Origin of the sequence: Agromyces tropicus, assembly GCF_039531345.1 — a bacterium.
GTDB classification, from domain to species: domain Bacteria; phylum Actinomycetota; class Actinomycetes; order Actinomycetales; family Microbacteriaceae; genus Agromyces; species Agromyces tropicus.
Map to the genome: position 1 here is coordinate 1 of NZ_BAAAPW010000010.1, position 11,938 is coordinate 11,938.

Here is an 11,938-nt window from a genome sequence, read left to right on the forward strand (position 1 = left end):
GCGACCGGATCGATCAACACCAGCGTGATCCCGGCCGCCGAGAACGACGGACTCCAGACCGAGGACATCTCGCCACGCACCTTCGGCGAGGCCACGGTCAACTTCTCGGCAATCGTCGGCGACGACTGCGTGGCGTTCGGCAGCGCGTACCTGAAGAGCCGATCCTCCGACTCCTTCACGGCCGCGATGAAGGACTACATCGCACCCGTGCCCACCGGCATCAACAACTGCGGTGCGCTCGTGATCGAGAAGACGACCAAGCACGCGGCGGACGGCCCGGGCGACCACCCGCAGTCCGGCGTGGACTTCACCGTGACCGGCGGCTCGCTGCCGGCGGGCGGCCAGGTCGTGACGACCGACGCCAACGGGCGCGCCTGCATCGCGGCGATCGACTCCGGCGACTACGAGGTGACCGAGACGGTGCCGAGCGGCTACGCCGTGACGAGCGCGAACCCGCAGACCGCGACCGTGGTCCAGGACACCGACTGCAACGACGACCCGACCGTGACGTTCACCAACGTCCCGCTCACGAACCTCACGGTGAGCGTCGACTCGCAGGTGGACGGCGGCACGTTCTCGAGCATCTCGTGCGACGTCGCCGGCTCCGACACCGTGTCGCTCGGCGACATGATGGACGACCCGAGCATCACGATCAATGACCTCGAGCCGCGGACGGTCGTCTGCACCATCGTGATCGACCCGTGAGTCGAGGAGGCGACTGGACGAAGGGGCCCCGCCGGCATCGCCGGCGGGGCCCCTCCCCGTGGAACGCGGCCCGGCAAGAAGCGCCGGGCCGCGGCATCCGTGTCGCTACGCGCCGAGCGCCTCGTAGACCTCGCGCAGCAGGCGGGCGGTCTCGGACGGCGTCTTGCCGACCTTCACGCCGGCGGCCTCGAGGGCCTCCTTCTTCGCCTGCGCGGTGCCGGCCGAGCCGGACACGATCGCGCCCGCGTGGCCCATCGTCTTGCCCTCGGGCGCGGTGAAGCCCGCGACGTAGCCGACGACCGGCTTGGTCACGTTGGCCTTGATGAAGTCGGCCGCGCGCTCCTCGGCGTCGCCGCCGATCTCACCGATCATGACGATGGCCTTGGTCTCGGGGTCGGCCTCGAACGCCTCGAGCGCGTCGATGTGCGTCGTGCCGATGATCGGGTCGCCGCCGATGCCGATCGCGGTCGAGAAGCCGAGGTCGCGGAGCTCGTACATCATCTGGTACGTCAGCGTGCCGGACTTCGACACGAGGCCGATCGGGCCCTTGCCGGTGATGTTCGCCGGGGTGATGCCGACGAGCGACTCGCCGGGGCTGATGATGCCGGGGCAGTTCGGCCCGATGATGCGGGTCTTGCCGCCCTGCTCCTTGGCGTAGGCCCAGAACTCGGCCGAGTCCTGCACGGGCACGCCCTCGGTGATGATGACGAGCAGCGGGATCTCGGCGTCGATGGCCTCGACGACGGCGTCCTTGGTGAACGCCGGCGGAACGAACGCGATCGAGACGTCCGCACCGGTGGCCTCGATGGCCTCGGTGACCGACGCGAAGACGGGCAGCTCGACGTCCTTGCCGTCCTGGTCCTTGTGCAGCACGGTGGTGCCGGCCTTGCGGGCGTTGACCCCGCCCACGACCTGCGTGCCCGCCGCGAGCATGCGCGCGGTGTGCTTCGAGCCCTCGCCGCCGGTGATGCCCTGGACGATGACCTTGTTGTCCTTGTTCAGGAAGATCGTCATTGCAGTGATCCTGTCCTTCTGCGCTTACGCGGCGTTCGCCAGCTCGGCGGCCGTGTCGGCGCCCTGGTCCATGTTGTCGGCGAGGGTGACGAGCGGGTGCGCCGCCTCCTCGAGGATGCGGCGGCCCTCGGCCACGTTGTTGCCGTCGAGGCGCACGACGAGCGGCTTGTTCGCCTCCGAGCCCAGCTCGGCGAGCGCGCCGACGATGCCCTTCGCGACCTGGTCGCAGGCGGTGATGCCGCCGAACACGTTCACGAACACCGACTTGACCTGCGGGTCGCCGAGGATGATCGACAGGCCGTTGGCCATGACCTCCGCCGAGGCGCCGCCGCCGATGTCGAGGAAGTTCGCGGGCTTCACGCCGCCGTGCTGCTCGCCGGCGTAGGCGACCACGTCGAGGGTCGACATGACCAGGCCCGCGCCGTTGCCGATGATGCCGACCTCGCCGTCGAGCTTGACGTAGTTGAGGTCGAGCTCCTTGGCCTTGGCCTCGAGCGGGTCGGTCGCGGACTTGTCCTCGAGGAGCGCGTGGCCGGCGTGGCGGAACTCGGCGTTCTCGTCGAGGGTCACCTTGCCGTCGAGCGCGATGACCTCGCCGTCCTCCGAGAGGATGAGCGGGTTGACCTCGACGAGCGTCGCGTCCTCACCCGTGTAGACGTCGTACAGCTTGACGAAGACGTCGGCGACCTTGTCGACCAGCTCGGCCGGGAAGTTCGCGGCGACCGCGATCTCGCGCGCCTTCTCGGGGCTGATGCCGGTGCCGGGGTCGACCTCGATGCGGGCGAGCGCCTCGGGCTTCTCGACGGCGAGCTGCTCGATCTCCATGCCGCCCTCGACGCTCGTGAGCGAGAGGTACGAGCGCGCGGCGCGGTCGAGGAGCACCGAGAAGTAGAACTCCTGAGCGATCTTCGCGCCGCCGGCGACCATGACGCGCTTGACGACGTGGCCCTTGATGTCGAGGCCGAGGATCGCCTTCGCGGCCTCCTCAGCCTCGTCCGGGTTCTTGGCGACCTTGACGCCGCCGGCCTTGCCGCGGCCGCCCGTCTTCACCTGGGCCTTGACCACGGTGACGCCGCCGAGCTGCTCGGCGGCGGCGCGCACCGCCTCGGGCGTGTCCGCGACGATGCCCGGGAGCACCGGCACTCCGTACTTCTCGAAGAGGTCTCTGGCCTGGTACTCGTAAAGATCCACGCTCTGCTTCCTATCGTTCCGCGCGGATGGCGCGCAGGGATGGGTGGGTGAGAGGCCCGGCTATGAGAGTCTCGACGTCAAGATACCTCGATATCGAGATAAGTCGAGCCGCGACCATGGTACTCCCCCGGCGGCGCGCCTCCGAACGCGAGGCGACCGGCCGGGTGGCCCTTCCGCCCCTGGCGGAACGGCTCCCGCGTGCGGCCGCAGCCTCGCTGAGGTGAGGCTCACCATGCTGGCGGGCCCCGCGGTCGCCTGCGAGACTGCCGACATGACGGATGCCACGGCCGAACCGGTGCACCGCACCGACCCGCACGACGGGAAGGTCCACGAGAAGCTCAACTGGCTGCGGGCCGCCGTGCTCGGCGCGAACGACGGCATCATCTCGGTCGCCGCGCTCGTCGTCGGCGTCGCCGCCGCCACGACCGACCTCGGGGCGATCCTCGTCGCCGGCGTCGCCTCGGTGCTCGCCGGCGCGATCTCCATGGGGCTCGGCGAGTACGTCTCCGTGTCGAGCCAGCGCGACACCGAGCACGCCCTCATCGCGAAGGAGCAGGCCGAGCTCGCGACGATGCCCGAGCAGGAGCTCGCCGAGCTCGCCGCGATCTACCGCGGCAAGGGACTCTCGCCCGAGACGGCGGAGACCGTCGCGAAGGAGCTCACCGAGCACGACGCGCTCGCCGCGCACCTCGAGGCCGAGCTGCACATCTCCGAGACGGACGTCGTGAACCCGTGGCACGCGGCCTGGGCATCGGCGGCCTCGTTCCTCGTCGGCGCGATCCTCCCGATGCTGGCGATCCTCCTGCCGCCGCCCGAGTGGCGCATCGCGACGACGTTCGTCGCCGTCATCGTGGCGCTGGCCATCACCGGGTGGCTCTCGGCGTGGATCGGCGGTGCGCCGCGCACGCGCGCCGTGGGCCGCGTCGTCATCGGAGGCGCGCTCGCCCTCGCGGTGACCTGGGTCATCGGCGGCCTGCTCGGCGGGGCGCTCTAGCCGGCGTCCCCGTGGCCGAGGCGCGGATCGGCATCTCCGGCTGGCGCTACCGGCCGTGGCGCGGGGTGTTCTACCCCGAGGGCCTCCGCCAGGCCGACGAGCTCGCCTTCGCGGCGGCACGCATGACCTCGATCGAGCTCAACGGCTCGTTCTACGCGCTGCAGCGGCCGACGAGCTGGCACCGATGGCGCGACGCGACGCCCGAGGGGTTCGTCTTCGCGGTGAAGGGCCCACGGTTCCTCACGCACGTCAAGCGCCTCCGCGACGCGGACGCGCCGCTCGCGAACCTCCTCGCCTCCGGCGTGCTCGACCTCGGGCCGAAGCTCGGGCCGATCCTGTGGCAGTTCCCGCCGACGCTCGCGTTCGACGCCGGGCTGCTGGAGGCGTTCCTGGCGCTGCTCCCGCGCTCCCGGGCGGATGCCGCGGCCCTCGCCGCCCGGCACGACGACGTCGTCGAGGGGCGGACCTCGATCGAGCCCGCGCCCGACGCCCCGCTCCGCCACGCGGTCGAGGTGCGGCATCCGTCGTTCGAGGAGCACGCGGACGCGTGGGCCGGGCTGCTCCGCGCGCACGGCGCGGCATCCGTCACCGCCGACACCGCGGGGCGCTACCCGCGGCTCGACGTCGTGACGGCGGACTTCGCGTACGCCCGCCTGCACGGAGAGGAGGAGCTGTACGCCTCCGGGTACGACGCGCCGGCGCTGGATCGCTGGGCGGACTGGACGCGCGCGCACCTGGCGGCCGGCCGCGACGCGTACCTCTACTTCGACAACGACGTGAAGGTGCGCGCCCCGTTCGACGCCATCGCGCTCATCGCCCGGCTGCCGACGCCGCCCGGGCTCGATCGGCCGGGTCCGGGCTGAGCCGCAGCGCACGCCCGAGCGAATCCCGGGGCGTCGCCTCAGCCGCGCGCCCGGACCTGCCGCGGCCAGCCCGGCGTCGCGAGCAGGTCGCCGTCGCGGGTCGCCGCGAGCGCATCGAGGTCGAACCGCGCCGCCAGGTCGTCGAGGGCGGCCCGCCCCCCGGCGACGATCGCCGTCGCCAGCACGTCGGCGGTGACGAGGTCGGCGGCCGCGACGCTGACCTGCACCAACGGCGTGCGCTCGAGCCCGGGAACGGTCCAGATGTGGTCGCCCCGCTCCGCACTCCCGGAGGTCGCGACGGCCCGGCGGCGTCCGCCGTCCAAGTCGATGCGGGCGAGCAGGGCGGCGCGATCCGCGGGGTCGACGATGCCGACCGGCAGTCGCGACCCGGCGGCGGCGAGCACGTCGCCGCCCGCGTCGATCGCCCAGTCGGTCCGCCCCAGCAGGTCGAGCGCCTCGCCGGCCTCCTCGACCGCGAGGGCCTTGACGACGCCGTTGAGGTCGAGCACGCCGTCGCCGCGGTGCGGCGTGAAGCGCCCGTCGGTCGCGTCGCGCCAGTGCAGCGCCAGCGCGTACGCGTCGCGCACCTCGGCACTCGCGTCGAGCAGCCGCAGCTCGCCCCGCGCGATGCGGCTGAGCTCGGAGTCCGGGTCGAACAGGCTGCACCGCGACTCCCATCGTGCGAACACGTCGCCGACCGCGCCGAGCGCACGCGCGTCCGATGGCTCCGCGGTCGAGGCATCCGTCGTTCCGGCATCCCTCGCCGCCCGCCCCGGCCGCACGCTCACGACCGTGCCCATCGCGGCGAAGGCATTCGCGGGCGGCCGGGCGGCGGTCATCGTCAGAACCCGGCCGCATCGAGCGCCGACTGCAGCGACTGCAGGTACGCCGCGCTCGTGTACGTCGCCCCGCTGATCATCGACACCGACGCCGACTGCGCCTGCAGCACCTCGGTGCGCAGCACCGGCTCCGCACGATTGCTGATCTGGATCGAGCGGCCGTCGTGGTCGGTCAGCTGGAGCGCCGTGACCTCGGTGATGGCGCCGCCCGAGATCGTCACCTGCACCTGCACGTTGCCGAACCGCGTCGAGATGGACGAGCCCGTGTAGGTGCCGTCGGCCGACGACGCGGCCGCCGCGGCATCCGACGAGCTCGAACCGGTCGAACCGGTGTCGCTGCCGGTGGACCCGGACGAAGTGGACCCGGACGAATCGGTCGTCCCGGTCGAACCGCTCGCCGCCGGGGCGGACGAGCCCGACGAGCCGGACGAGCCCGACGACCCGGAGGCTGCGCCGCTCGTGTCGAGCGTCGTCGACCCGTCTGCCGTCGTCAGCGTCGCGGTCGCGGCAGCACCGAGCTGCCAGCCGCCGAGGATGGCCGCGGCCGAGGCAGCGGAGGCCAGGAGCATCGCACGTCGTCTCACCAGTCGAACCTCTCGTGATGGATCTGCTCGGGGGCCAGGCCCGCGGCGCGGGCCTCGGAGATGACGCCCTCGGACCACCCGCGCGGGCCGCAGACGTACAGGTCGCTGTCGGCCACGGCCGGCACGAGCGCCTGGAGATCGAGCCCCTGCCGCTCCGCGTCGGCGGTCAGCCAGCCGCGGCCCCGCCCTCCGGGCACCGTGAGGAGCGTGGCGCCGCGACGGTGGCAGAGCTCGCGGACCTCGTCGAGGAGCCAGCCCTCCGACGGCCCCTGCGTGCGCAGCACGACCGTCGCCTCGCCCGGACGGAACGTCGCCGACTCGAGCAGCGAGCGGATCGGCGTCACCCCGATGCCGGCGCCCACGAGGGTGATCCGTCGACGGCTGCGGGCGGCCTCGCTGAAGATGCCGTACGGTCCCTCGAGCGCGACCCGCGTGCCCGGGCGGATGCCGCCGAGGCTCGCCGACCCGTCGCCGAGCGCCCGCACGGTGATGCGCAGCCGGTCGCCGCGCGGCGCCGCCGAGAGCGAGTACGGGTGCGCCTGCCACCACTGGCCCGCGGCGAGGAACCGCCAGATGAAGAACTGCCCGCCGGTCGCGCGCAGCGCCGCGAGACGGCGGCCGCGCATGGTGACCGACACGACGCCGTCGCGGGGGTCGCCCACCGGATCGATGCGCTCGACGACGAGGCCGTGGCGCAGGGTCGCCGCGAGCGGCGCGACCACCCGGAAGGCGACGACCGCGGCGAACGTGCCGATCGTGATCACGAGCCAGTACCACCGCTGCCAGGTGCCCTCCGCGAAGAGCCCGCCGACGCTGAACTGGTGCGGCAGGGCGGCGAGCACCGCGGCGTAGACGAGCAGGTGGATCAGGTGCCACGCCTCGTAGCGCAACCGTCGGCGCACGGCCACGAGCGAGCTCACCACGACCGCGAGGAACAGCGCGAAGCCGAGGATCGCGAGCGGCAGGTCGGGCAGGTTCCAGATCGCGACGGCCTCGGCGACCACGTCGATGCCGTCCGCGATCGCGTAGCCGGCGAGCAGCAGCACCCCGTGCGCCAGCAGGAGGTACAGCACGGGCTCGCCCAGCCTGCCGTGGAACGACATCGCGGCGTCGTGGCCGACGGCCCGCTCGATGAGCGGCACGCGGGCCGCGAGCAGCAGCATGACGAGCACCAGGTCGGTCGCGGCGAGGCCGGCGATGATGCCGAGCGAGGTCAGCGCGGCGCCCGGGTCGCCGAACCGGGTCGCGCCGCCCTCGGAGAGGAACAGCGCGACGGCGATCGCGACGGATGCCACGGCCAGCGCCTGCAGCAGGTCGACGCGCCACAGGCGCCGTCCGGCACGGCCGCGCTCGGCCACGCCGAACGGGCGCGAGGGGCGCTCGAGGTGTCGAGCGTCGTGTACCAGGAAAGCCATGCTCCGATGGTGCGCCCGGGGTCTATCGCCTCCCGATGCGGCGGCTGTGGGCCGCCTGTGAACACGTCAGCCGGCGCGACCGAGCTCCAGGGCCGCGAACATGAGCGCCGCGATCGTCTCGCCGTCGGCGATCCCACCGGTCCGCACCATCCGCATCGCCTCAGCCCAGGGGACGGCCCGCACCTCGTGGATGCCCTCCTCCTCCTGGTGGGCCGCCACCGCAGCGGCCCGCCGGAGCCCGGTCGCGAGCCACACCGTCTCCGGCGCCCGGCAGATGCCGTTGAGCGCGTCCATGCGCCCGACGAGACGCCACTCGTCGGCCTCGAACCCGGTCTCCTCGAGCAGTTCGCGCCGCGCGGCGACGAGCGACTCCTCGCCGTCGGTGCCACCGGCCGGGACCTCGACGGAGCGGCCCACGGTGTGCCGGTCGACGGTGACGAGCAGGACCTCGTCGGCATCGGTCAGGGCCACGACGAAGACGGCCTCGTTGCGGAGCTCGACGACCCCGTAGATGCCGTCCGTGCCGTCGGGCCGGACGACGTCGTCCTCCGTGACCCGGATCCAGGGGTTCTCGTACACCGTGCGCTGCGCGCGCGTGGGCCAGGTCATGGCTGCTCCGCCCGCTCGATGGGTCCGGTCATGCGAGGATTCCCGTCCGGCCGCGGGCCGCTGCCGCACGGCCGATCAGCACCGCGAGCATCGCGATCGCGCAGCCGAGCGCGGTCTCCACGAGCCGGTCGACGACGAGCGTGCCGACGTCGACGGGCGCCGACAGGTGCACGACCATGAGCGCGAGCGGCGTGATGCACAGCAGCGCGCTGCCGTAGTGACGGCCCACGAGCACCTCGGCGCCGAACTGCGCGAGGCCGATGAGTACGACGAGCAGCCATGCCGGCGGGTCCGGCCAGAGCACCGCCGCGGCCACGAGCACCCCGCCGGCTGTGCCGAGCACGCGGTGCCACGCGCGCGACAGCGTGCGCGCGGCACCCGCGGGCGGGATCACCGCGACCACGCTCACCACGGCCCAGTACGGGTGGCCGAGACCGAAGGCGACGGCGACGGCGCCCGCCGCGAGCGCGGCGACGACCTGCTCGATCGCGTTCGCCCAGACGGCGCGGTCGGTCGCAGCCGCCCGGCGGACGGGCGCCTCGCGCTCGAGCTCGCGCAGCAGGCGTGCACCGCGCGGTCCCGCCATCCGTCGCAGCACGCTGCCCGAGAGGCTGAGCAGCCAGGCGAACCCCGCCGACGCGAGGGCGACGCCGAGCCGGGGCGCCAGCTCGTCCGACGGGGTCGGCGCCGACGCGCACACCAGCAGCGCGAACACGAAGAACAGCACGGTCGGCGGCGCGAGGCGGGCGACGTTGACGACGAGCACGCCGACGACGATCAGCACCCCGAGCACGACGCCGACGACGGCGTCGGATGCGGCGGTGACGGCGAGCAGCGCACCCGCGCCGATGCTCGCGAGCAGCAGCACCGCGGCGACCGTGACGGTCCGCAGGCGCAGCCGGTACGGTTCGTTCCTCCCGAAGAGCGCGGTCATGGCGCCGAACGCCGCGTACGCGGCCCACTCGGGCCGGCCGGCCGCGACGAGGATGCCGAGGGGGACGGTGGCGGCGATCGCGGCGCGGACGGCGACCTCGATGTCGAGCGCCCCGAGCCGGTCGAGTGACGGGCGACCGGCGGCTCCCGCGACGTCGGGGCGGCCGGGCCCGTCCGGGTTCACAGCTTCTCGATCGGCGCGATCTTGATGAGGAGCTTCTTCTGCCCTGCGGCGTCGAACGCCACGTGCGCGATGCGCTTCGTGCCCTCACCGGTCACCTGGCGCACCGTGCCCTCGCCGAAGTCGGTGTGGCGGATGCGGTCGCCCGCCTCGAGCGTGAGGTCGCCGTTGTCGCGCACGGTGCCCGTGACGCGGTTCGCCCACTCCGTCTTCGGCGCCGCGGACTTCGTGACGCTGAACCGCTCGAGGTCGCGGTCGCGGGTGCCCCACGCGCCGCCGCCTCCCCCGCCGCCGCCGAATCCGCGCCGCGCGTTGAGGGCGCGGGGCTGGCTGCCGCCGCGACTGTTCGCCATGCCCGGAGACTGCTTCCAGTCGACGAGCTCGTCGGGGATCTCCTGCAGGTAGCGGCTCGGCATGGCCACCGACACCTCGCCGAACTGGGCGCGGCTCATCGCGAGCGAGAGGTACAGCCGCTTGCGGGCGCGCGTGATGCCGACGTAGAAGAGCCGCCGCTCCTCGGCCGGGCCGCCGGGCTCGGACGCCGACATCTGGTGCGGCAGCAGCCCCTCCTCGAGCCCGGTGAGGAACACGGCGTGGTACTCCAGCCCCTTCGCCGTGTGCAGGGTCATGAGCGAGACCGTGCCCGACGCGTCGTCGAGCTCGTCGGCGGCGGCGACGAGCGACACCTGCGTGAGGAAGTCGACGAGCCCCGCACCCGGGTTCTCGCGGTCGAAGTCCTTGGTCTGCGCGACGAGCTCCTCGACGTTCTCGGCGCGCGTCTCGTCCTGCGGGTCTCGGCTCGCGCGGAGCGTCTCGACGAGCTTCGACCCCTCCATGAGGAAGGCGAGCACCTCGGAGACCTTCGAGGCGCCCTCGTTGGTGCCCTCGTCGATGCCCTTCTGGCTCGGCACGAGCATCGCGGCGGCCGCGTCGAGCAGCGTCGCGAGTTCGAGGATCGCCTTGGTGACCTTCGGTCCGAGCCCGAGGCCGTCGGCCGCCCGCATCGCCTGCCGGAACGACAGGTCGTTCTGCTCGGCGAAGCTCGCGATCGCGGTCTCGGTCGCCGGGCCGATGCCGCGCTTGGGCGTGTTCAGGATGCGCCGGATCGCGAGCTCGTCGAGCGGGTTCGCGACGGCGATGAGGTACGCCATCGCGTCCTTGATCTCGGCGCGCTCGTAGAATTTCGTGCCGCCGACCACGCGATACGGCAGCGCCGACCGCACGAAGATCTCCTCCAGCGCACGCGTCTGCGCGTTGGTGCGGTAGAACACGGCGATGTCGCGGTACGCGACGCCCGCGCGGTGCAGGGCCTCGATCTCGTCGGCCACGAACTGGGCCTCGTCGTGCGCCGAGTACCCGGTGTACCCGGTGATCTTGTCGCCGTCGCCGTCGGCCGTCCAGAGCTTCTTGTCCTTGCGGTCGAAGTTGTTCGAGATGACGGCGTTCGCGGCCGACAGGATGTTCTGCGTCGACCGGTAGTTCTGCTCGAGCAGCACGACCTTCGCGCCGGGGAAGTCGCGCTCGAACTCCACGATGTTGCGGATGTCCGCCCCGCGGAACGCGTAGATCGACTGGTCGGAGTCGCCGACGACGGTGAGGCTGGCGCCGGGGATCGACCCCGTGGCATCCGTCAGCCCGCGCACGAGCACGCCGTGCGCGTCGAGCTCGGCGACCACCTCGGGTTCGACCGGCCGCGTGAGCTCGCGGATGAGCGCGTACTGGGCGTGGTTGGTGTCCTGGTACTCGTCGACGAGGATGTGCCGGAAGCGGCGCTGGTAGAGCGCCGCGACCTTCGGGAACGCCCGGAACAGGTAGACCGTCTCGCTGATCAGGTCGTCGAAGTCGAGCGCGCTCGCGTCGCGCAGCCGCCGCGTGTACTGGCGGAAGATCTCGAGGAACATGACGTCGTTCGGATCGTTCGTGTTGACGTTCCGCGCGTACGTCTCGACGTCGGAGAGCTCGTTCTTGAGCTTGGAGATCTTCGCCTGCGCGCTCGCGGGCGTGAAGCCGAGGGTGTCGGCGTCGAGCTCCTTGATGATGCGCTTCAGGATCGTGCGCTGGTCGGCCGAGTCGTAGATCGTGAACGTCGACGACAGCCCGATCGCCTCGGCCTCGCGCCGCAGGATGCGCACGCACGCCGAGTGGAACGTCGAGATCCACATGCCGCCCGCGGCCTCGCCGAGCAGCGCCTCGACGCGCTCGCGCATCTCGGCCGCGGCCTTGTTCGTGAACGTGATCGCGAGGATCTGGCTCGGCCACGCCTCGCGCCCGTCGATGAGGCTCGCGATGCGGTGCGTCAGCACGCGCGTCTTGCCGGAGCCGGCGCCCGCGACGATGAGCAGCGCCTGGCCGCGGTACTCGACCGCCTCGCGCTGCTGCGGGTTCAGCCCGGCGGTCAGGCGATCGGATGCCGCGTGGCCCGCGCCCGCGGCACCGCGCGCCTCGTCGGCTCGGTCGCGGTCGGCCGCGCCGCGCGCCTCGCGCCAGCCGGTGGGGTCGTCGGGGTCGAGGATCAGCGTCATGTCCCGACAAGTCTAGGCGCGCGGGCCGACAGCGCCGCACGGCCCGCGACCGCGCCGCGCGCCCGCGCCGCCCACCCGCCCGCCCGCG

General features: G+C 72.7%; 11 protein-coding genes. 3 read left to right on the plus strand and 8 right to left on the minus strand.

The genetic code is table 11. From position 1 onward, the window contains the following. A partial coding sequence (locus tag ABD230_RS19035) for a prealbumin-like fold domain-containing protein (protein WP_344378998.1) occupies window positions 1-705 on the plus strand: 705 nt, incomplete at its 5' end. Between the two features lie 105 nt (window positions 706-810). Here the strand turns inward: ABD230_RS19035 and sucD are convergent. Continuing rightward, the gene (gene sucD, locus ABD230_RS19040) at window positions 811-1,719 is read right to left on the minus strand and encodes a succinate--CoA ligase subunit alpha (RefSeq protein WP_344379000.1); all 909 of its coding nucleotides are present in this window, start codon (window positions 1,717-1,719) and stop codon (window positions 811-813) included. A gap of 24 nt (window positions 1,720-1,743) precedes the next feature. Next, the gene (gene sucC / locus ABD230_RS19045) at window positions 1,744-2,910 is read right to left on the minus strand and encodes an ADP-forming succinate--CoA ligase subunit beta (protein WP_344379002.1); all 1,167 of its coding nucleotides are present in this window, start codon (window positions 2,908-2,910) and stop codon (window positions 1,744-1,746) included. Between the two features lie 271 nt (window positions 2,911-3,181). Here sucC and ABD230_RS19050 point away from each other — a divergent pair, with 271 nt between their 5' ends. Continuing rightward, a complete protein-coding gene (locus ABD230_RS19050; RefSeq protein ID WP_344379005.1) occupies window positions 3,182-3,904 on the plus strand; it encodes a VIT1/CCC1 transporter family protein in 723 nt (240 codons plus the stop codon). A gap of 11 nt (window positions 3,905-3,915) precedes the next feature. Further along, window positions 3,916-4,767, plus strand: a complete 852-nt coding sequence (locus ABD230_RS19055) for a DUF72 domain-containing protein (protein ID WP_344379008.1) — start codon at window positions 3,916-3,918, stop codon at window positions 4,765-4,767. Between the two features lie 38 nt (window positions 4,768-4,805). Here ABD230_RS19055 and ABD230_RS19060 read toward each other — a convergent pair whose 3' ends face one another. The 6 genes from ABD230_RS19060 to ABD230_RS19085 all read right to left on the minus strand — a co-directional run bounded on the left by ABD230_RS19060 (window position 4,806) and on the right by ABD230_RS19085 (window position 11,850). Further along, the gene (locus ABD230_RS19060) at window positions 4,806-5,606 is read right to left on the minus strand and encodes an FAD:protein FMN transferase (RefSeq protein WP_344379011.1); all 801 of its coding nucleotides are present in this window, start codon (window positions 5,604-5,606) and stop codon (window positions 4,806-4,808) included. 2 nt (window positions 5,607-5,608) lie between these two features. Next, window positions 5,609-6,190: an FMN-binding protein gene (locus tag ABD230_RS19065; RefSeq protein WP_344379014.1), complete on the minus strand. Its 582-nt coding sequence runs from the start codon at window positions 6,188-6,190 to the stop codon at window positions 5,609-5,611. After that, complete coding sequence (locus tag ABD230_RS19070) at window positions 6,187-7,605, minus strand: ferredoxin reductase family protein (RefSeq protein WP_344379018.1); 1,419 nt, start codon at window positions 7,603-7,605, stop codon at window positions 6,187-6,189. Before ABD230_RS19070 ends, ABD230_RS19065 begins: the two co-directional genes overlap by 4 nt. 66 nt (window positions 7,606-7,671) lie before the next feature. Then, a complete protein-coding gene (locus ABD230_RS19075; RefSeq protein WP_344379021.1) occupies window positions 7,672-8,214 on the minus strand; it encodes an NUDIX domain-containing protein in 543 nt (180 codons plus the stop codon). Between the two features lie 28 nt (window positions 8,215-8,242). Beyond that, window positions 8,243-9,331 (minus strand): FUSC family protein, encoded by a 1,089-nt coding sequence (locus tag ABD230_RS19080; RefSeq protein WP_344379023.1) that lies wholly within the window; start codon window positions 9,329-9,331, stop codon window positions 8,243-8,245. Then, window positions 9,328-11,850 carry an ATP-dependent helicase gene (locus tag ABD230_RS19085; protein ID WP_344379027.1) on the minus strand — a complete coding sequence of 841 codons (2,523 nt, stop codon included), beginning with the start codon at window positions 11,848-11,850 and terminating at the stop codon, window positions 9,328-9,330. Before ABD230_RS19085 ends, ABD230_RS19080 begins: the two co-directional genes overlap by 4 nt. Between the last annotated feature and the right edge of the window lie 88 nt (window positions 11,851-11,938).

Coding starts and splice junctions, on each gene's coding strand:
- sucD (WP_344379000.1), bottom strand. CDS start 1,719: ATGACGATCTTCCTGAACAAGGACAACAAGGTCATCGTCCAGGGCATC.
- ABD230_RS19060 (WP_344379011.1), bottom strand. CDS start 5,606: ATGACCGCCGCCCGGCCGCCCGCGAATGCCTTCGCCGCGATGGGCACG.
- ABD230_RS19050 (WP_344379005.1), top strand. CDS start 3,182: ATGACGGATGCCACGGCCGAACCGGTGCACCGCACCGACCCGCACGAC.
- ABD230_RS19075 (WP_344379021.1), bottom strand. CDS start 8,214: ATGACCTGGCCCACGCGCGCGCAGCGCACGGTGTACGAGAACCCCTGG.
- ABD230_RS19085 (WP_344379027.1), bottom strand. CDS start 11,850: ATGACGCTGATCCTCGACCCCGACGACCCCACCGGCTGGCGCGAGGCG.
- ABD230_RS19070 (WP_344379018.1), bottom strand. CDS start 7,605: ATGGCTTTCCTGGTACACGACGCTCGACACCTCGAGCGCCCCTCGCGC.